This is a genomic window from Clostridium pascui (genome assembly GCF_016908015.1).
In the GTDB taxonomy this organism is placed as follows: Bacteria; Bacillota; Clostridia; order Clostridiales; family Clostridiaceae; genus Clostridium_AK; species Clostridium_AK pascui.
In genome coordinates, this window is the sequence record NZ_JAFBDB010000005.1 from 241,959 (window position 1) to 262,103 (window position 20,145).

Genomic DNA, 20,145 nt, shown 5'->3' on the forward strand with positions numbered 1-20,145 from the left:
AGTCCCCTTTGTGTAATATTTATTTCACGTATCCTTCAATTAAAATATCTTCATCAAAGGTTTTAAATATGACATTTTGAAGGATTATACTTTCGCTCATTAATGCTTTTCCTTCTCCACCAATTGGAGTTTTGGCACTTTCTCCTCCAATAATTTTAGGAGCTATATACGCCTGCACTTTGTCAACTATTCCCTGCTCTATTGCTGAATAATTTAAAGTGCTGCCTCCTTCTAAAAGTATGCTATCTATACCCATTTCTCCAAGTTTTTTTATCAAGGCTTGTAAATTTACTCTGCCATCCATATCTTCAACTATTAAAACTTCTACTCCCTTATCTTTTAAAAGCTGTATGTTTTCCTCTGAGACTTTCTTAGTAGTTGCAACTATAGTTAAAGTTTCATCTTTTATGTTTAATACGCTTGAATTTAAAGGTATTCTTAAATTACTATCTACAATTATTCTCTTTGGACTTATACCTCCCTGCATTCTACAAGTAAGGCTTGGGTTATCTTGAAGTACCGTACCTATTCCCACCATAATTCCTGAAACCTTATTTCTTAATTTATGTACTTCCTTTCTTGCCGCCTCTCCTGTTATCCATTTAGAATCTCCAGTAAAAGCTGCTATTTTACCATCCAATGTCATAGCATATTTCATGATTACAAAAGGAAGTTTAGTTCCTATATATTTTATAAATATCTCATTTAAATTTTTACATTCTTCCTCTAGAACTCCTGTTATTACCTCAATACCATGCTCTCTTAGAATTTCTACGCCTTTCCCTGCAACCCTTGGGTTAGGATCAAGCATTCCTACTATAACTTTTTTTATATTATTTTTGATTATTGCATTTACACACGGAGGAGTTTTTCCATAGTGACAGCAGGGTTCTAGCGTCACATACATGGTACTTCCTTCAACATTTTCCTTTGCGCTTGAAAATGCATTTATCTCTGCGTGAGGGCCACCATAATATCCATGATATCCTTCACCAATTATTTTATTGTCCTTTACTATAACTGCCCCAACTAGTGGATTGGGATTTACTCTTCCCTCACCTTTTTTAGCAAGTTCAAGAGCAAGCTTCATGTACTTTTCATTCACAATATCACCTTCTCTGCATAATCTATATAATTTTTTGATTTCCTTACATTATTTATGCATCATTTTCAAAAGTCTTTTATTTTATTACAAACAAAAAACCCCAAGCTTTCACTCAGGGCTGACAATCAAATAAATCTTTTAATTTATATCTAACAACAAAAGCTCTGAAACATAAGTTTCAGAGCTGGTAGACACTAAATTAATTTACACTATAAAAATTGTAACTTTTATAGTACAACATGCCTATCTTCTTTCATCCAGACTTTACTGTCGGCCTCGGAATTTCACCGAATCATGCCTTACGGCTCGCGGGCTTTACCGCCGGTAGGGATTCACACCCTGCCCTGAAGATAATTTATTAAGTTTTACAAGTTCATTGTAAACCAGTACATTATATATGTCAATACTAAATTAATTATTTCTTTACCTTATCTAATATAGTAATACAACATTCCTCTAAGTTAGTATTGCTCACTTCACAATAAAAATTTCTATCTTTAAAGTTGTACATAGGATCATAATAAGTAATCATTAATTCGCTAATTACCTCATCATATTCATCTTTTAAAATCTTACCTGTAAACTTTTCTATTCTAGATGCAGATATATATTTATTCATATTTTTTAAAGCTTCTATTATCTCATATTTACTGCTTTCATTTATTAGATAATCATCTTTTATATTTTTTATACGATATTCTAAAGGAGCTGTAACATTAATTTGTGTTCCATTTTCGATTGCATTAAACATATACTCTGGCATAACTATTTTATCTATTCTTTTACTTTCTCCTTCAGTAAACACTAAGTTTGTCTTTCTCTTTGATAACTCTTCAAATACTAAGGATTCAAACATTTTTTGAGAGTTTCCTGAACCTAGCCCTACTGATCCAAGTAATGATCCTCTATGATTTGCTGCCGCTTCTAAATCTAAAGTGTCATAGCCCATTTCTTTTAATTTACTTAATAAATGAGTCTTACCTGTACCTGTATTTCCATATAACACAACAAATTTAATTTCTTCAAATAACCTAGGAAGGTTATAATTTATATATTCTCTGTAACCTTTATATCCCTTTGTAACTTTTACAATGTCCATACCCAGTGCAGTAAGCAATGATGCTATAGATGAGCTTCTCATACCACCTCTAGCACAAAATATAGCTATCTTTTTCTTTTGATCATCAATTGCCTTATAACTCTCATACATTTGGGGCAACTTATTTGAAACAATTTCTATTCCAAGCTTCTTTGCCTTATCTTGCGAATCTTTCACATAAATTGTCCCTATTTCTTCTCTTTCTGCATCAGTAAATAAGGGTATATTTACAGCTCCTGGTATGGTAGCTTCTTTAAATTCCTTTGGACTGCGTACGTCCACAAAAACCACTGGCTTTTTATTTTCTTTAATTATTTCTTCATATTCTAATGATCTTAACATTTTCATCATCCCAACAATTAGTTTATATTTATTAAATACTTGCCATATATATATAATTTAATCCATATACACTTTATATTATCACAAATAAATAAAACATATCAAATTTACTAATTGTGTAGAAAATACTTAAACTTCAGCAACTACATCTATCTCAACTAAAAACTTATCTAATAATCCGCTGCCTATTGTTGTTCTTACAGGATACGGATCTTTAAAAAATTCAGCATAAACCTTATTAAACTTTTCGAAGTATTTTAAATTTGACAAATGTACCGTAACTTTAACTACATCATCCATAGTCGCGCCACCGCATTTTAAAATAGCTTGTATATTTTTTAAAACTTGCCTTGTTTGTTCCTCAATACCCTTAAGAGTCTTTCCTGTTATAACATCTACTCCTACTTGTCCAGATACATATATATTGTTTCCAACTATCAAGCCTTGTGAATATGGACCAACTGGTTTAGGTGCCAATGAAGTTTCAATTTTCTTTTTCACTTTTAATCCCCCAATATATTAATTAACTTTACTTAATAAATATGAAATATATTTTATATTATGAGAATTATAAGTTAAATAATGAAACATCTTGCAAGCTGAGATGTACTAATTTCTGCCGAAATTATTATTCTCCGTAAATTGCAAAAGGTGATGTCATAAAATATTGAAATTTAATTTCAACATTTACAACACCACCTTATAATATTAGAAAGCTAGTTTATGCTATAGATTTCGTTACCATAATCCAAATCTTTTTACGTGTTCCATTTTGTCATCTCTATGCTGAACCATTTCTATTGACCCTAAAACTATATGTGCGAGTCCAAATCCCAAAATACCAGCGCCAATTGCTGTAGCTGCTTTTTTCTTAACCATTGTAGCACCTGCTCCAGTTACTGCTGCACCTAAAACTGTAGGTATCATTCCCTCACGCATAACTCATTCCTCCTCTTTTATCCTAGTTTTTATTTAAAGAACATAATTATTATTCCACCTATGAACTTATTTATCCTTAATAAAAATAGAAGAAAGGAGTAATTGTATGGTAACTACTTCATTTGTCTTTTTGTGTTTCTTCACCTTCTTCCTTAAAAAATCCATCAAAATAATATTTTTCCCCTTCTTTTACAATCAATATATCGTACATAACATTATTATCATAATCTATATTAGCCGAGATAACTCCATCAAATACTCTCACTTCAAAAGGCTTATTTTCATATGGTTTCATGTTTTTATAGACTTCTTGCGTTATAATTTCATCTAAGTTATCTTTTATCTTGGAGCTACTTACTTTTTTTATTGTCTCCTTGTCACCTCTACTTAATGCCTTCGCAAAGGTTTCTGCAAGTTCTTTTATAGTACTATTTTTCACACCAATATCGTTAATTAATATATAATTAGAAAGTATATTATTTCTACCTTCCTTGTCTACAAGTTCATAATTACTAGGTACAAAGCTGTCAAAATAATACTTACCATTTTCATCCTTCATCTTTAACGCTACATACTTAGGTTCATTACTATTATTTGTATTAACTTCTATATAAATAATAGTACTTACATTTACATGAGTAAAATCATAAGCAAAATCATCATTATCTTTTCCCTTAAAATATTTTTCACTAATATCTAAAAGAACTTTGGTACTAAATATGTCTTTATTATGATTTATTACACTTAAAACCTTTTCATTGCCAGATACTAAAGCATCAATTAATGTGAATGTAGCTTCTTCTGCAGTATTATTTTTTATGTTTGCTGTTGATAAATAATTCATATTTATATTTCCTTTTGAAGTAGAGTTAGAGCACCCTAAAAAACTCAAAACCATACCTACTATTAATCCTATTAAGATAAACTTTTTCATTTAATTCCCCCCCTTTGTATAATTTGCAAGCTACTTATCTATGTCTTTGTTATAAATAGTCGCTTGATATTTCTGGTGCTTTATAGTAATCCTTACATTAAAAATTATTTTTTTAATTTTTCATACAATACTGGTGGAAATAGATATAAAAAAGATGATATTATATATTTATATAACACATGGGGAGGTTGGCAAAAGATGTTTAGTACAAACTATAAAATTGCAGATCAATCAGTTTGGCAGGGAAGAATTGATAGTGATACAAATTTTGATGCATTTAGATGGCATCAATGGGTTGAATTAATAGATTTAAAGAATGAGCATTTAATTCCTTTCGATGGACAATTAGGTTTTGCCTTCATTGGATTTTGTTGTGATGAAGGAATTAATAGAAATAAAGGTAGAACTGGTGCTTCTAAAGGTCCCGAAAGTATTAGAAAGGAGCTTGCACATCTTCCTTGTTGCTTTACACAAGAAGTCAAACTTTTTGATGCTGGAGACATACTTTGTGAAAACATTTCTTTAGAAGAAAGTCAAGAGTTACTTTCAAAAGCAGTAGACAAGATCTTAAGCTTAAACTTATTTCCCATAGTCTTAGGTGGAGGACACGAGACAGCTTGGGGACATTATAATGGTATTTTAAATAATTTATCTAAAAATAATCCTAACCCTAATATCGGTATAATAAATTTTGATGCTCATTTTGATATTAGACCTTATCCAAATGGCAGTCATTCAGGTTCTATGTTTAGGCAAATAGCTGATATTTGTGAAGAGAAAAACTTAGAATATTCCTACATGTGTCTTGGAATTCAAAAACACAGTAATACTGTAGATTTGTTTAAAACTGCTGACAAATTAGGAGTAGATTATATTTTAGCAAAGGATATCTTAAGCAGTGATGATTGGAATGTATTTGAAAGGTTAGATGAGTTTATAAAACTTAGGGATCATATTTACATAACTATATGTTCAGATGTATTTTCTTCGGCATTTGCACCAGGAGTTAGTGCATCTCAACCGCTGGGACTTGACCCTGAAAAAGTAATAAAGTTTATTAAATATATTTTAAAATCCAATAAAGTTGTAAGCTTTGATATTGCTGAAGTTTCTCCAAGGTTTGACCTAGATAACACCACAGCAAACTTAGCCTCAGTAATTATTTTTTCAGTAATCAATACAATGGCTCATATATGTAATTTATCACTATAGAAATATTACGACGGTTTTTAACGCTCTGGGTTGCATAGAATTTTCATCTAGGAAGACGTTCATTTCGCTAAAAACGGCTAATATTTATAAATTAAAAATTTCTAAATAAAGCGGTTTTAAAGCTTATTCAATGTCTTCTACGATGAAAATTCTATAACCCCAGAGCATTAAAAAGTTCTTCATGTGAACTACTGAGGGAAGAAATTCAGCTAACTGAATTTCTAAGATATTCTAGGGCGGCAGTCCTTAACGTTCCAAGAACTTACACTAAATAAATAAAAAAATTTACAAGTTAAATATACGGTAGTACAATAAAAGATTTCTGATAAAAAATAGAATACTTAATATCTTACGACCTATCGGTCTTCGGGCTTATCAGCCCTTTGATAAGTGTCAATTTAAAGGAATTTCGTCAAAACGAAATTCTTTCCTTCAGCAGTGTGGATGAAGACATTTTTAATGTTAAATTTAGTATGAGATTTGCATTATAGAAGGCTTTGAACAAGCAATTAGAAGCTCTTTATTTATGAATTTAAAACACCGTAAAGAACTTTTTACTGTCTGAGTGACAGCGAGTTTAAAAAGTTTAGGTGATTTAAATTCGTAAATATTAGAGCTTCTTTGCGCAGTGAACGCCTTCTTAAATGCAAATCCCATACGATAGGTTCAACATTAAATATGTCGTAATATCCTTTTTATATGAATAACTGCATATTAGAATTTAATGCATCTCTCATATAATCTTGAGCTGTTATGATTGTAAATCCTTCAATAAACTCTTCTTCCTTAAACCCCATTACTTCTACAGACATTTTGCAGCCGTAGAATTTAACTCCCTTTTTTATTGCACCATTTAAAAATTTTGTTAAAGTAGGTGTTTCTGTATCTTCCATCATCTTTTGAAGCATTGCCTTTCCAACTCCAGCCATATTCATTTTTGACAGCGGAAGCTGCTCAGGTCCTACAGGAGTTACAGAATCAAACATTTTTTCATAGGCTGTTTTATCTTCTAAAGTCATTCTTTCAGGATCTCTTACTAAAAATAGTCCCCAAAAGGCACAAAATATACTCACATCTACTCCAATATCTCTTGCTGCATTTGCAATAGTAAGAGCAGCCAAAGCTTTATCATAATCACCACTAAAAAGGACTAAGTTTAATTTCTTGTTGTCTACGTTATTATCCAAATTACTTACCTCCTACATTTATAGTATTTATCAAACACTTAAATCTTTATATTTTTCTTAATAAAACTAACTAACTTAATATTTTACATATTATTCAAATCAGTATAAATGCTGCAACTAATGTAGTCATAATTCCTACTATTACTGGAATCATATTTTTTCTAGCTAAATCAAAAGGCTTAACATCACAAATTGCTGCAACAGATACAACACTCCATGGTATGGCAGTTCCTCCTATCCAAATTGAAAGCACTTGGCCAAAAGCTGCAACCTTTGATGTATCAGTTCCAATAGCTGTATTAAAAGCATGTGCTAATGTTCCCATAAGAGGAAGTCCTCCAAAGGCAGAACCGCTTATTCCAAGTATAACAGCTACAAACCCTTGAATTGCAATCACTGAAAAACTAGATAATGCTATTTTACTAGATATATACATTGCTATATCTGTTAAAATGCCTGTGGCACTCTCACCCAAAATTTCCTTTGCTGTGTTCTCACTTCCTAAAAAGAAAAAAGCACCTATAACTATAACTGGAGCAAAAACTTTTATTCCAAATACAAAGCCATCCTTTATGTATCTTGTTACTTCTCCTAATGATTTTACTATTCCATAATTTAAAATCGATGTGAATATTAAAATTAAAATAGCAGTTCCTCCAATTAAAGCTGTAGCCCCTTGACCCTTTAGCTTGAATATGTAGATAAGAATTACATCTATTAGAAATACGATAGGAGTAACTATTGCTAAGAGCTTTGGATTATGCAGCGGCGGATCTTTATCAATTACAACCTCTTGGATATGTTGCTTCTCATTATAATCTATAATTTTATTTGTTTCTTTTCTCATAATAAAAAATGCAGTTCCCACAGCGAATATACTCATAACAATCCAAAACGGTACACTTTGTTTTACTATTATAAATGTATCATCTATACCTGCAGTTTTAGCAGTTATTGCAGGTGCCCCTTGAATAAAAAAATCACTGGATAGTGCTATTCCCTTGCCGAATAAAGATAAAGCAACTGCTGCCCAAATTTTGGGAAGACCAGCTTTTACAGCAGCAGGCACCATTATTGCGCCAATAAATACTATTGCAGGAGTTGGCCATATAAACCAAGAAGTTATAGTTACAGTGAAACCTAAAACAAAAAAAGCTACTATCTTGTTTATCATAAATTTTCTTAAGGGATTTACAATAAGTTCATCTGCACCTATATCACTTAGAGACTTTGACATAGCATTTACCATAGAAATTATAAGCACAATTTCTATAAACTCTCTGCCAGATACTAATATAGCCCTATAAATAATTTGCACTGACTCCAAAATATTCGAAGTTTTTATTAATCCAATTATACCTATCCCTAATATACAGGGTATTACAACATCCTTTTTTAAAAATATAATTCCAATAACTAAAATAATTATTGTTAAATATATATAGTGTATCAATCCTAATGTAATCATAGCTCTCTCCTGCCTTCTTATATTGAAAATACAATATATAAAACTATGTTTTGTTTAAATCTCAAATATTATTCCAATTAGCCAATATTATTTTATCGAATGTTTTGTTTTAATTGCATTGACAACAAAGTTTTATTATTGTAAACTTAATTTAAATATTAGGTTTACAATGACTTTAGGAGGTTATCTTAATGAAAATTACTACAAGAGATATGATTCTCGTTTCCTTATTTACATCCTTAACTGCTATTGGAACGTTTATAAAAATCCCTCTAGAACCTGCGCCAATTAATCTTCAATTTTTATTTACAGCACTTGCAGGTATACTACTTGGCTCTAGATTAGGTGCATTATCTCAAATTGTATATGTAACACTAGGATTATTAGGTCTTCCTGTATTTACAAAACCCGGTGGTTTATCTTATATTTTTCAACCTACTTTTGGTTATTTAATAGGGTATATTATTGCAGCTTATATTATAGGTAAACTATCTGAATCCAAAAATAAGCCAAGCTTCTTAAAACTTTTAACTGCCTGTATTTCAGGAATACTTACCGTTTACATTATTGGAGTTCCTTATTTATACATTATATTAAAATATGTATCCTCAACTCCTATAACTATTCCTTCTGCATTAAAAGCTGGCTGTGTAATATTTCTCCCAGGTGATTTGATTAAGTGCATATTAACTGCATTTCTTGGAGTTAGGATTATCCCTGTTATAAAACGTTATGGATTAGCTAATTCTTAAACATATATAATATAACAAAAGTTCCTATAGAGTAAAAAATCAGGGAATACTCCCTGATTTTTTATACATATCCATAAAGTCCCCTTACAGAAACTTCTCCTGATATTACTTCATGAACACTTCCATCATCATATTTTACAATAAGTTTTCCATCATCACTTAAATCTATTGCTTGTGCTTGAATTTCATTATTTCTATTGATTATTCTAATAGACTTCCCAATTAATATTGAGTTTTCCCTACAAATATTTATAGAAGTTTTTATGTCTTCGTTCTTTATAAATTCCTCATATAATTCTTCTAAGTTATTTAAAATGCCTGCGACCAAAGTTTTTCTTTTTATACTTTTACCCTCTTCAATTTTTAACGAAGTTGCAATTTCCTCAATTTCCTTTGGGATATCTTCCTTATCAATATTAACATTTATTCCTATTCCCATAGCTATATAGTTTACTTTATTTATTTCTCCGCTCATTTCAGTAAGTATTCCACATACTTTTTTATTATTTATTACTATGTCATTAGGCCATTTTATATAAGCATTTATCCCTTGCTCTTTTAGGGCTCTTAAAACAGCTGCAGCTCCAACTTGTGTAATTTTTGCCACATTCATTGGGTCAATATCAGGTCTTAATATAACAGACATCCATATTCCCTTAAATTTAGGAGAAATCCAACTGCGGCCAAGCCTTCCTCTTCCCATAGTTTGTTCTTCACTTATTATTACTGCTCCTTCTGGGCATCCGCTGCTTGCTAACTTTTTAGCTTCGTTATTAGTAGAGTCAATTGAATTAAAGTAAATTATTTGTTTACCAATGTGGTTGGTATTTAAATATGAATTTATTTCCTCAAAAGTAAGTAAATCTGGGGATGAAATTAACTTATATCCTTTTCTAGATACGGACTCTATATTATATCCATCTTCTTTTATTACCTTCATATATTTCCATACAGCAGCTCTTGAAATCCCCAAAATACTGCTAATGTCCTCTCCAGATATAAATTCATTCTTATTTTTCTTGAGTAAACTGATTATTTCTTCTTTCAACATGCCGCCTCCTGTTTACGATAAGATTCAATTACTCTATTTTAAACTTATTGACGCCATTCTGCAACTTTTCAGCTAAATTTTGCAGCTGTTCTGTATACTTTGTAACTTCATGCATTGTCGCATTGATTTCTTCCGCTGATGCTGTAACCTCTTCCGTAGCAGAAGCTGTCTCCTCAGAAATTGATGATATGCTTTCAATCTTTTCTACTACTATATCTTTGCTTGAATTTATGCTAAATATAGACTTATTAATATCTTTCACCTTATTCCCAAGTATTAATATTGCTCTTATAATTTCATCAAAAATTTGCTTTGTTTCACTTACGATATCGTCTTGTTCCTTAACAATACTTTCAGTTTCTTCAATAGCATTTACTGCTATTTGAGATTTCCCTTGTATTGTCTCAATAATCTTTTTAATTTCAACTGTAGAATTTCTTGACTCATCTGCTAATTTTCTAATCTCATCTGCAACAACAGCAAAGCCCCTTCCTGCTTCTCCTGCTCTAGCTGCTTCAATAGATGCATTCAGTGATAATAAGTTAGTTTGCTCAGTGATTTCAGATATGGTATTAGAAATCACACTAATTTGCTCTGTACTTCTACTCATATCTAAAATAACTTTACTTATTTTTACAGTAGACTCTTTTGTTTTATCAGACTTTTGTGAAAGCGTCTTGACTATAACTAACCCCTTAGATCCTAGATTTTCAGCATCATTAGATATACTGTCCATTTCCTGTGTCACTACTTCTATCCCCTCTAATTCTACAGCTAATTCGCCAACATTTAAAGCTCCTTCTTGTGAAGTTTGTGATTGATTTGTAGCTCCTTGTGAAATCTCCTCAATAGCTTTTGACACTTCACTTATAGATGCTGTTGTTTCCTCTGACATGCTTGCAAGACTAGTAGCTGATTCAAGTACAGTTAACGAGGAATATTTTACATCTGATAATAATTTAGATATACTTGCCATCATCAAATTAAAATCTCTTCCAAGTTGCCCAAGCTCATCCTTTGATTTAATGTCTATCTTAATTGTTAAATTCCCTTCTGAAGCCTTTTTAAATACTTCCTTTAATTTAGCTATGTTTTTAGCTATACCTCCGCTTAGGAAGATTGAGATTAAAGTTGCTATTACTATAACAATTAAAATCATAATTATAGTAACATTTTTTATTTTATTAATATCGCTAGTTAATTCAGATTCATTTAGCGTAGCTAAAAGTTTCCACCCGGTTATTTTACTTGTATCATAAGAAGCATACTTTTTTTTACCTTCAAATATATACTCTGTAAAGCCTTTTTCATTAACTGCAACATCCTTCCATAAACTTAACTTTGTTACTGTATCAGTACCTAATAGTTTCTGATCAGGATGCGATATAATAATTCCATCCGAATCGGTAATACATAAATATCCTGTTTCCCCAACCCTTGATTTTGAAAAAATATTAGTTATTGCTTTAAGAGAAATATCTATTCCTACAACGCCAATTGAACTTCCATTGTCTTCAACAGTTCTTGATACAGTTACTACAAATTCTCCTGTAACTGCATCCTTATACGGCTTAGTTGCAATTGTAGTTCCTTTATTTTCTAAAGCTAAGTTATACCAATCTTTAGTTTTAAAATTATAGTCCTTTGAAAGCTCTGCTTGTGGAGATATTAAAAACTTTCCTGATTCTGTTCCATAAAATACATTTAGAATATCTGAACTACTTCCTTTTATATCATCCAAATATCCTTTTATATCTTTTATTGTTTCCTTATCATCCTTATCTACTGTTTTAAAATTCAAATTATTTGAAGCCATTTTTAATTGAACAGAAATGCCTTCAAAATAATTATTTAAAGAATTATTTATTTGCGATAACATTTGCTTGCTTGTAACCTCTAGTTTATTACTAAGAATTAATTTTGATTGTCTATAAGACATAATTCCTAAGAATATTAACGGAATTATGCAGATAGAAATAAAGCTAGTCATGAGTTTCGCACGAATACCAGTAAATTCAACACCTTTTAACATAAGTAATCCCTCCGTTATTGTTTTAATACTTTTTCCTACATCATCTAGTATCATATTTTTACTCCGAACATTATTAATTGGTAACTGCATGTAATATATTTCGGAATAAGTTTATATTTATTTAGACAAAATTCGCTAGCAAATGATACCAAAATACTATCTCAAATTCTGGTCTTATTGCCTTGGTATATCTAAACTTTACTGTTATTTGATATAATATTAATTAATACTATAAACTATTAGATTTATAGTAAATATAATTCAATAACAAGGAGGTATTCTTATGAAATTACTATTTATTTCTGATATTCATGGTTCTTTGTATTATTTAAATAAAATTCTTGAGATATGCCAAGAAGAAAATCCAAATTACATAGTAGTGCTTGGTGATGAATTGTATCACGGAGCAAGAAATCCACTCCCAAAAGAATATAACCCAAAAGTTGTAACTGAACTACTGAATTCCTATAAAGATAAGATTATTGCTGTGCGTGGAAATTGCGATAGCGAAGTTGACCAGATGGTTTTGGAATATCCAATGCTTAGTGATTACTCCATAATTCTTTATAATGGTAAAAGGCTGTTTTTAACTCATGGTCATATTTATAATAGTAATAATTTGCCTAATTTAAGTAACGGTGATGTATTAATTTATGGCCATACTCATGTACCCTTAGCTGAAAAACATAATGATATATTTATATTAAACCCTGGCTCCATAACCTTTCCAAAAGAAAACACACCTAATTCTTATGGTGTGCTTGAAAACCAAATGTTTAAAATTAAAACTTTAGATGGCGACATTTATAAGGAAATCGAGCTAAGATAAATAAACTATTCCAAAATGTATAGTGACCCCCGAGGTGGCTCCACAAACTAGGACGATTTCGGGGTTGAATCCATAAATTTAACATGGGGTGATTTTACAAAAACAATATCCCCACACCCATAATAGTAATTATTGATCCAACTATTTCCCTTGAAGTAACCTTTTCCTTTAATATTCTAATTGCAGGCGGAATGATTAAAACAGGAGTTATGGATGTAATTGTTGCAGCAACTCCAGCTGTAGTATGCTGAATTGCTAACAATGAAAATGACACTCCTAAAAATGGCCCAAAAATCGCTCCAATAGAGATTCTTTTTAAGGCATAGACATCTTTAAAAGCTATACTTAAATTTCTCCACTTCTTCATTATAGTAATCAATATAGTAAATCCAATAATTCCGGCAATTATACGTATTTGCGTAGCTGCAAAAGGATTATAATTTCCCATTCCCACTTTACTTAATATAACGCCACACGCTTGCCCTAAAGATCCCAAAAATGCAAAAGCTAGTCCCTTTGCAGGATGAGCAAATTCAACCTTATTCTCCTCTAAATCCTTCTTAAAAACTACTATTGCAATTCCTATTATTGTAATTGCCATTCCTATAATACTTATTTTACTTAATCTCTCACCAAAAACTATATAGCTTATTATTGCAGTAATTGGGGGTGAAGTTGCCATTACAAGCATAGCAACTCTCGAGCCCACTTCAACATAAGCTTGAAATAAAAATAAATCTCCCAAAACAAATCCTATAATTCCTGAGATTAATAGCCATAGCCATGTACTTCCAGCGGCATCTATAGGTAAAAATAAACCTCTAGTTATAAATGTATATATGCCTATTAATACAAAACCTATCAAAAGTCTTATAAGATTTACAGATAATGATCCAACCTTTTTACCTGCTGATTCAAATGCCAGCGCTGTAACAGTCCAAAACATTGCTGTTAGTAATGCTGCAAATTCACCAAAATGTGACTGTAACATAAAATCCCCTCCACAAAACATGTTCTTCCTAATTTTACTAAGTTATATTATACCATAGTTATATCTTTATTATATTTAAACTATAATAACTTTCATATTTATTTTTATAAAGCTATTTAATATTCCTTCTGTTTATAATATATATTATTTCTTAATTATTCATATGAAAAAGTTTATATTTTGTTTATAATTAGTTTATGAAAAATAGAGATATACATTTTAAAATAAACTTATGAAGGACCTTCATGAAAAGAAACTTAAAGGAGATGTTATTAAAAATGAAATTAAAGAAAAAAACAGCTATGTTTTTAAGCTTTGCTCTGGGAACTGTAATGTTCGCTTCTACAGCTATGGCTGAAGTAATGTCTAAAAGTGGATATGATCAATTAAAGGATTCTATGAAATACACAGCTGAAAGTCTTACCTCAGATGTTTCAAGTTATACTTTAGATATGTCTTTTGCTCTAAAGGATAATGGTACTGTTATTTCATCCGAAACTTCACTTAATAAATATGATGTTTCAAAACAAGCTATGGAAAACGTATCAACAAATATTGATGGTAAAGTTAAAAGAGATAATTATTACTACGCTGATAAAAATGGCTATATAAATAAAAATAGTGATCAAAATGTCTATTATGTAAGTGAGTATACAAGTCCCCGTGAAGTAAATTCTTTTAAAAATCCGTTTAAAGAAAAAGAAGCTAGTGATGTTGAAAAAATAGCAGATGCTCTTGTAGGTAATTTAAAAGACTCTGTTATTGTCACAGAAAATACAGATGGAAGCAAGGTATTATCTGGTTCTCTAAAAGAATCCCAAATACCAGCATTAATTAATGCTATAGTATCACTTCAATCTAAAAATGAGTTTGGAAATAGAAATAATAATGAAAATTATATGCCAAAAATCACAAAAGATATTTTTGTTAAAGAAATCTCTGGTAAAATGGTAGTAAACAAAGATGGATTAATCCAAAGTATTCTTGGAACTGGCGTACTTTCTGGTAAAGATGACAGTGGAAAAGAGCATATACTAACTTTGGAATTATTAGGAAAAGTAACAAATGTCAATTCAACTATTGTTAAGAAACCTGATCTTTCTGGTAAAACTGTAGAAAAAAATACAGAAAGAGATTATAATAAGCTAACTAATCCAGAAAAATATGTTGGACAATATAAAACTGATATTTTAATAGAAAAAGATAATAAATTTGAAAAAATAGGTGAAAAGTTTATTGATATTACTAAGGCAACTGAAACTAGTATTAGCGGAAGATATCACGAAGAATATTTAAAGGGTTATGAAAACTATGCGACTAATAAGAAAGACTTTGAATTTACTGCAAAATTTGAAGAAAATAATCTTAATGGACCTTTTACTGCTACCTCTGCTTCTGGTGATGCTATTAAAGGTGATGTATCTGTCAATCCATATTCAGCAAAAATATATTTTAATATAAATGAAAATATAAGAGGAAATATGATATTTGATAGCGAGTACAGCAGAGTATTTGATTAATAGTATCTAAGATAGCTTGCCGGTATTACCATGCCGGCAGATTCTTTTTTAAACTTTATTATAATAAGTTTTGGAGGTATTTAAATGGACAAAGTTATAGAAATTCAAAACCTTTCCAAAGTGTATAAAAATGGACGAGGTATAACTGACATTAATCTTGATATATATAAGGGTGATATTTTTGGATTTTTAGGACCAAATGGTGCTGGTAAAACCACTGCCATGAAAATCATGGCCGGCCTCATAAAACCTGATAATGGTGATGTTAAAATTTTAGGTCATAGTATCTTAAATGATTTTGAGGCAGCTATAGCAAAGGTTGGATGTATTATAGAAACTGCTGAATCCTATCCATATTTAACAGCTTTTGAAAACTTAAAACAATTTTCAAGATATTATAAAAATGTTGATTCTAAAAGAATCGAAGAAGTTTTAGAACTTACTGGTCTTTTAAGATACAAAAATGAAAAGCCAAGAAAATTCTCTCTTGGAATGAAACAAAGACTTGGAATTGCTGCTGCAATTTTATCAAGACCTGAGGTAGTTATATTAGATGAGCCTTTAAATGGTCTTGATGTAGAAGGCATGATTGATATGCGAAACATTATAAAAGATCTTGCAGAAAAAGAAAATACTACATTCTTTATATCAAGCCATCTCATCCATGATGTAGAACTTACTTGTACCCGTATTGGAGTTTTATATAACGGGAAAATGCTTAATGTAGATACAACAAAAAATATATTAAATAACTATGCTTCCCTTGAAAATTATTTTATTAGTGAGGTAGAACGAAATGGTAGGATTTAAAGCAGCTTTAATAAATGAACTTGAAAAACTATATAAAAAGAAAAAAGTTTTAGTGGCAGCTATAATGTCACTTATTTTCATTATATTTGGTCAATTTTCTATCATTGGCCTTAGAAGCGGTTTTGGAGTCCGCGGAGCTTCTGGGGTTGACTTCCCTCTACTTGTGCTTTCTGTTGTTGTTAATACAATTCTCCCTCTATTTACAGCACTTGTAACTATAGATAGCTTTTCTGGAGAATTTGCTCAAAACACTATGAAAATTGCACTTACAAGACCGATTACAAGATTAAAGTTTTTTGCATCAAAACTCACTGCTGTAATAATATTTGTACTAGTTAATCTTATGTTTGTAATGATTTTTTCAACTATAACTGGTATGATTTTTAATTTGAGTTCATTTACCCTACAAGGAATTGTTAAAATATTTATTTCTTATTTAGTGACATTATTTCCTATGATAGTATTGTCATTAGTAATTATACTTTTTACAAATATACTTAAAAGCGGAATTAGTGTATTTTTTATCTCTATCCTTATTTTTATAGTTTTTAAGGCCTTAGGAATTGTTTTTTCAAGTTATTCTGCCTTGTTTTTTACAAGTATGATGGATTGGTACAAACTATGGATTATGAATGACATTTCCTTTTTAAAAATTCTTCGACAGTTTATGATGATGTTTAGTTATGCTATACTATTATTTACAGGTGCCTATTATTTATTTGATAAAAAAGATTTTTAGGCAAATATATATTCTATAAGGTGAACAAAATGGATATAAAAAGACGTCTACTTATTTCTAATACTATAACTGTTATAACTCCATTTATAATTGCAGTTTTATCAGCTTTTATATTTATACTTGTATCTTCAAAAGTTTTTAATAGAGACGTTACTTATGATAAATTTACAAAATTAATGGTTGCAAGATATCAGCTTATTAATGCGGTAAAAGATGTGTCAAAATCTAATCCTGAAACTATTGAAGACAGTAAATTTCAAAAATATTTATATGATAGACTTTCAGATATTAAGGGAGAAATTATAATAACTAAAAATAACAATATTATATTTTCATCAAAAAATATAACTAAAATTGATATAGAAAAATCTTTAGAAGTAATAAAAACTAACTCTTTAGAAAACACAGTGAAAATTAACGATGGTTCTTATATAGTTGATGGAACTACACTTGCATTCAAAGATAAATCCATCGGGAATATAATACTACTTTCACCAATTGAAAAAGATGCCGAGGTTTTTAAAGAATTCATTATTACCATTATAAGTATATTTTCTATATCATTTGTAGGAATTAACATCTTTATGTCTTATCTTCTTTCAAAGCGAATATTAACCCCTATTTCACTACTAAAAAAGGCTACAGCTGAAATTAGTAGAGGTGATTTAAGCTTTGAAATTATAGAAGGTGGTGATAGAGAAATTAAAGAGTTATGTGCTGATTTTGAGGCCATGAGAGTGCAGCTAAAGGATTCTATTAGAATGAAAATGAAATATGATGATAACAGAAAAATGCTAGTTTCTAGTATATCTCATGATTTGAAAACTCCTATAACTTCTATAAAAGGATATGTAGAAGGAATTTTAGATGGTGTGGCAAATACTCCTGAAAAAGTGGAACGTTATTTAAAAACTATTTATTCAAAATCTGAACAAGTAGATGTTATGATTGATGATTTACTTTTATATTCTAAATTAGATTTGAATCAAATTCCTTTTAATTATGAAAAAACGGACATTGTTGAATACTTTAATTATTGCATTTTAGAAAGCTCACCAGAACTGGAAAAATATAATATACATATTGATTTCCAAAATAATCTAACTGACCTTCACTATGTTATGCTTGATAGGGCCAGAATGAAGCGGGTTATAGTTAATATTATTGATAACTCTCGCAAGTATATGGATAAAGAACATGGATTAATTACAATAATGCTTAGAGAAACTAACTCTAGTATTATTATAGAAATAAAGGATAATGGGTCTGGTATTGCTAAAAATGATGTAAACAAAATATTTGATAGATTTTATAGATCGGATTTAGCAAGAAGTGATGCAAAAGGCAGCGGATTAGGGCTTGCAATTGCAAAACAAATTGTAGAAGGCCACAAGGGTAAAATATGGGCAATAAGCCATGAAGATGAAGGTACCAGTATAATAATTTCACTGGCAAAAACTATTTAAAAATGGAGAGAGCATTATGAAGAAAATTTTAATTATTGAAGATGATTTAAGTATTGCAGAACTTCAAAAGGATTATTTAGAACTTAACAACTTTGAAGTTACTATATGTACAGATGGTGTGGAAGGTTTAAATACCTTAAAAGAGGATAACTTTGATCTATTAATACTGGATATTATGATTCCTAAAATTGATGGATTAAGTATTTTGCGTAGTATTCAAGACTCTAAGGAGATTCCTGTTTTACTTGTTTCTGCAAAAAAAGACGAAATTGATAAAATTAAAGGATTAAGTCTTGGGGCAGATGATTATATTACAAAACCATTTAGCCCAGGTGAATTAGTTGCTAGAGTTAAATCTCATATTCAAAATTATGAGAGGATACGAAGCAGGTTCTCTTCAAAAGTTAAAAATGACGTTATAACAATAAGAGGTTTAGAAATAATTAAAAGTTCAAGACAAGCATTTATAAATGGTAATGAAGTAAGCTTAGCTCAAAAAGAATTCGATTTACTTCTTTGTTTATCTGAAAATCCAAACAGAGTATTTAATAGAGAAGAATTATTTGAACGAATTTGGGGGCTTGATGCCCTTGGAGATACTGCTACTGTAACTGTTCATATTAGAAGGATAAGAGAAAAAATAGAATCTTCTCCTTCCAATCCTCAATATATTGAAACTGTCTGGGGAGCTGGATACAAGCTTAGAGTTTAAAAAGGAACTTTCGCCAAAGCGAAAGTTCCTTTTTAGATTTCTTTTTCACTTATATATCTGATTGCTATAAATCCTACTACAAAAGCTATTAAAGAAGTTACAATACTAATCCCCTTTGGAACACCTGGAAATACAGGTATAATAGAGCCTATAACAAAACCTAAAATCAACAAATATGTTTTGCTCGGATATCTTTTAAGTAAGTTTTCTATAGCTCTAGTAGTTGCTAAAACACCTATAACAACTCCTATGCCTAAAGGTATCAGAAAAACTACATTTCTATTATTTACAGCATTTAGCGTTACATCATATAAATTTAATGTAAGCAGCATAAAAGATGCGCTTATTCCAGGCAAAATCAAGGCTATGGAAACTACCACACCTGCAATTAAAAGAAATACTATACTTATAATTCCTTGTGATGTTGCCAGTGTAGTAGTTGCTGCGGGATCTGAACCCATTAAAAGAACTATTACAAAGCCAATCAATAGAAATAATAAATCTCCTTTATTTTTCTTACCTGATGTTGATTTCTTGTATAGTACTGGTATTCCTCCACAAATAACTCCTATAAATAAAAATCTCATCACAAACGGCTGACTCTGTAAAGCTGATTCTAATATTTTACTGAATAAAACAAGCGCTGTAAGCCCACCTAATCCAATCTCCAGTAATAGCATAGTATGTGCTTTTATATCCTCAAAAAAATGACCAATTGAATGAAGCAAATCATCATAAATTCCAAGTATTATTGCCATTGTTCCACCGCTAACTCCAGGAACTAATGTGGCTATGCCAATAACTATTCCCTTTAAAAAATTTTTAATGAATTTCATATCATCCTCCACTAATTAATTATGTAAGTTATTTTTTATTTATTATATCATACATTCAAATACTTTTTAGTTCCTAAGTTCTTAATTTATTCTTACATTTTTATGCGAGGACATATGATTA

The 20,145-nt window shown here is 30.2% G+C and carries 19 protein-coding genes and 1 riboswitch; of the genes, 8 read left to right on the forward strand and 11 right to left on the reverse strand.

What is annotated here, in order from left to right:
* Positions 1-19: 19 nt before the first annotated feature.
* From ribD to JOC70_RS13695, 5 genes are all read right to left on the reverse strand, one after another.
* Positions 20-1,105 carry a bifunctional diaminohydroxyphosphoribosylaminopyrimidine deaminase/5-amino-6-(5-phosphoribosylamino)uracil reductase RibD gene (gene ribD / locus JOC70_RS13675; protein WP_204599453.1) on the reverse strand — a complete coding sequence of 362 codons (1,086 nt, stop codon included), beginning with the start codon at positions 1,103-1,105 and terminating at the stop codon, positions 20-22.
* A gap of 241 nt (positions 1,106-1,346) precedes the next feature.
* A riboswitch (FMN riboswitch) is annotated at positions 1,347-1,461 on the reverse strand.
* 59 nt (positions 1,462-1,520) lie between these two features.
* Positions 1,521-2,546 carry a tRNA 2-selenouridine(34) synthase MnmH gene (gene mnmH / locus JOC70_RS13680; RefSeq protein ID WP_204599454.1) on the reverse strand — a complete coding sequence of 342 codons (1,026 nt, stop codon included), beginning with the start codon at positions 2,544-2,546 and terminating at the stop codon, positions 1,521-1,523.
* Between the two features lie 129 nt (positions 2,547-2,675).
* Positions 2,676-3,047, reverse strand: a complete 372-nt coding sequence (locus JOC70_RS13685; protein WP_204599455.1) for a Rid family detoxifying hydrolase — start codon at positions 3,045-3,047, stop codon at positions 2,676-2,678.
* Positions 3,048-3,284: 237 nt separating this feature from the next.
* A complete protein-coding gene (locus JOC70_RS13690) occupies positions 3,285-3,485 on the reverse strand; it encodes an asparagine synthase (protein WP_035309204.1) in 201 nt (66 codons plus the stop codon).
* A 118-nt stretch (positions 3,486-3,603) separates the two neighbouring features.
* Positions 3,604-4,419 (reverse strand): hypothetical protein, encoded by an 816-nt coding sequence (locus JOC70_RS13695; RefSeq protein WP_204599456.1) that lies wholly within the window; start codon positions 4,417-4,419, stop codon positions 3,604-3,606.
* Positions 4,420-4,617: 198 nt separating this feature from the next.
* On the opposite strand from JOC70_RS13695, the gene hutG reads away from it, so the two are divergent.
* A complete protein-coding gene (gene hutG / locus JOC70_RS13700; RefSeq protein ID WP_204599457.1) occupies positions 4,618-5,631 on the forward strand; it encodes a formimidoylglutamase in 1,014 nt (337 codons plus the stop codon).
* A gap of 695 nt (positions 5,632-6,326) precedes the next feature.
* Here the strand turns inward: hutG and JOC70_RS13705 are convergent.
* Both JOC70_RS13705 and JOC70_RS13710 read right to left on the reverse strand, forming a co-directional pair.
* Positions 6,327-6,818 carry a DsrE/DsrF/DrsH-like family protein gene (locus JOC70_RS13705; protein WP_204599458.1) on the reverse strand — a complete coding sequence of 164 codons (492 nt, stop codon included), beginning with the start codon at positions 6,816-6,818 and terminating at the stop codon, positions 6,327-6,329.
* Between the two features lie 94 nt (positions 6,819-6,912).
* Positions 6,913-8,286 (reverse strand): hypothetical protein, encoded by a 1,374-nt coding sequence (locus JOC70_RS13710; protein ID WP_204599459.1) that lies wholly within the window; start codon positions 8,284-8,286, stop codon positions 6,913-6,915.
* A 191-nt stretch (positions 8,287-8,477) separates the two neighbouring features.
* Between JOC70_RS13710 and JOC70_RS13715 the strand changes: the two genes are divergently transcribed.
* Positions 8,478-9,038 (forward strand): biotin transporter BioY, encoded by a 561-nt coding sequence (locus JOC70_RS13715; RefSeq protein WP_204599460.1) that lies wholly within the window; start codon positions 8,478-8,480, stop codon positions 9,036-9,038.
* A 61-nt stretch (positions 9,039-9,099) separates the two neighbouring features.
* Here JOC70_RS13715 and JOC70_RS13720 read toward each other — a convergent pair whose 3' ends face one another.
* Both JOC70_RS13720 and JOC70_RS13725 read right to left on the reverse strand, forming a co-directional pair.
* Positions 9,100-10,086: a biotin--[acetyl-CoA-carboxylase] ligase gene (locus JOC70_RS13720; protein WP_204599461.1), complete on the reverse strand. Its 987-nt coding sequence runs from the start codon at positions 10,084-10,086 to the stop codon at positions 9,100-9,102.
* 31 nt (positions 10,087-10,117) lie between these two features.
* Positions 10,118-12,175, reverse strand: a complete 2,058-nt coding sequence (locus JOC70_RS13725; RefSeq protein WP_243429137.1) for a methyl-accepting chemotaxis protein — start codon at positions 12,173-12,175, stop codon at positions 10,118-10,120.
* Between the two features lie 229 nt (positions 12,176-12,404).
* On the opposite strand from JOC70_RS13725, the gene yfcE reads away from it, so the two are divergent.
* Positions 12,405-12,950: a phosphodiesterase gene (yfcE, locus tag JOC70_RS13730; RefSeq protein WP_204599462.1), complete on the forward strand. Its 546-nt coding sequence runs from the start codon at positions 12,405-12,407 to the stop codon at positions 12,948-12,950.
* Positions 12,951-13,044: 94 nt separating this feature from the next.
* Here the strand turns inward: yfcE and JOC70_RS13735 are convergent, their stop codons facing one another.
* On the reverse strand, positions 13,045-13,941 hold the full coding sequence (locus JOC70_RS13735; RefSeq protein WP_204599463.1) for a DMT family transporter: 897 nt from the start codon (positions 13,939-13,941) through the stop codon (positions 13,045-13,047).
* Between the two features lie 278 nt (positions 13,942-14,219).
* Here JOC70_RS13735 and JOC70_RS13740 point away from each other — a divergent pair, with 278 nt between their 5' ends.
* The 5 genes from JOC70_RS13740 to JOC70_RS13760 all read left to right on the forward strand — a co-directional run bounded on the left by JOC70_RS13740 (position 14,220) and on the right by JOC70_RS13760 (position 19,188).
* Entirely contained in the window at positions 14,220-15,461 is a 1,242-nt protein-coding gene (locus JOC70_RS13740; RefSeq protein ID WP_204599464.1) for a hypothetical protein, read from the forward strand.
* Positions 15,462-15,545: 84 nt separating this feature from the next.
* Positions 15,546-16,271, forward strand: coding sequence for an ABC transporter ATP-binding protein (locus tag JOC70_RS13745; RefSeq protein WP_204599465.1), 726 nt, complete (start codon positions 15,546-15,548; stop codon positions 16,269-16,271).
* The gene (locus JOC70_RS13750; protein WP_204599466.1) at positions 16,258-17,010 is read left to right on the forward strand and encodes an ABC transporter permease; all 753 of its coding nucleotides are present in this window, start codon (positions 16,258-16,260) and stop codon (positions 17,008-17,010) included. Before JOC70_RS13745 ends, JOC70_RS13750 begins: the two co-directional genes overlap by 14 nt.
* 29 nt (positions 17,011-17,039) lie before the next feature.
* On the forward strand, positions 17,040-18,476 hold the full coding sequence (locus JOC70_RS13755) for a sensor histidine kinase (RefSeq protein WP_204599467.1): 1,437 nt from the start codon (positions 17,040-17,042) through the stop codon (positions 18,474-18,476).
* Positions 18,477-18,492: 16 nt separating this feature from the next.
* Positions 18,493-19,188 carry a response regulator transcription factor gene (locus JOC70_RS13760; protein ID WP_204599468.1) on the forward strand — a complete coding sequence of 232 codons (696 nt, stop codon included), beginning with the start codon at positions 18,493-18,495 and terminating at the stop codon, positions 19,186-19,188.
* 32 nt (positions 19,189-19,220) lie between these two features.
* Here the strand turns inward: JOC70_RS13760 and JOC70_RS13765 are convergent, their stop codons facing one another.
* Positions 19,221-20,024, reverse strand: a complete 804-nt coding sequence (locus JOC70_RS13765; RefSeq protein WP_204599469.1) for a DUF368 domain-containing protein — start codon at positions 20,022-20,024, stop codon at positions 19,221-19,223.
* Positions 20,025-20,145 lie beyond the last annotated feature (121 nt).

Excerpts from the sequence above, each read along its gene's own strand:
- mnmH (WP_204599454.1), bottom strand. The coding sequence starts at position 2,546 with ATGTTAAGATCATTAGAATATGAAGAAATAATTAAAGAAAATAAAAAG.
- JOC70_RS13690 (WP_035309204.1), bottom strand. The coding sequence starts at position 3,485 with ATGCGTGAGGGAATGATACCTACAGTTTTAGGTGCAGCAGTAACTGGA.
- JOC70_RS13695 (WP_204599456.1), bottom strand. The coding sequence starts at position 4,419 with ATGAAAAAGTTTATCTTAATAGGATTAATAGTAGGTATGGTTTTGAGT.
- hutG (WP_204599457.1), top strand. The coding sequence starts at position 4,618 with ATGTTTAGTACAAACTATAAAATTGCAGATCAATCAGTTTGGCAGGGA.
- JOC70_RS13710 (WP_204599459.1), bottom strand. The coding sequence starts at position 8,286 with ATGATTACATTAGGATTGATACACTATATATATTTAACAATAATTATT.
- JOC70_RS13715 (WP_204599460.1), top strand. The coding sequence starts at position 8,478 with ATGAAAATTACTACAAGAGATATGATTCTCGTTTCCTTATTTACATCC.
- JOC70_RS13725 (WP_243429137.1), bottom strand. The coding sequence starts at position 12,175 with ATGATACTAGATGATGTAGGAAAAAGTATTAAAACAATAACGGAGGGA.
- yfcE (WP_204599462.1), top strand. The coding sequence starts at position 12,405 with ATGAAATTACTATTTATTTCTGATATTCATGGTTCTTTGTATTATTTA.
- JOC70_RS13735 (WP_204599463.1), bottom strand. The coding sequence starts at position 13,941 with ATGTTACAGTCACATTTTGGTGAATTTGCAGCATTACTAACAGCAATG.
- JOC70_RS13740 (WP_204599464.1), top strand. The coding sequence starts at position 14,220 with ATGAAATTAAAGAAAAAAACAGCTATGTTTTTAAGCTTTGCTCTGGGA.
- JOC70_RS13745 (WP_204599465.1), top strand. The coding sequence starts at position 15,546 with ATGGACAAAGTTATAGAAATTCAAAACCTTTCCAAAGTGTATAAAAAT.
- JOC70_RS13750 (WP_204599466.1), top strand. The coding sequence starts at position 16,258 with ATGGTAGGATTTAAAGCAGCTTTAATAAATGAACTTGAAAAACTATAT.
- JOC70_RS13755 (WP_204599467.1), top strand. The coding sequence starts at position 17,040 with ATGGATATAAAAAGACGTCTACTTATTTCTAATACTATAACTGTTATA.
- JOC70_RS13760 (WP_204599468.1), top strand. The coding sequence starts at position 18,493 with ATGAAGAAAATTTTAATTATTGAAGATGATTTAAGTATTGCAGAACTT.
- JOC70_RS13765 (WP_204599469.1), bottom strand. The coding sequence starts at position 20,024 with ATGAAATTCATTAAAAATTTTTTAAAGGGAATAGTTATTGGCATAGCC.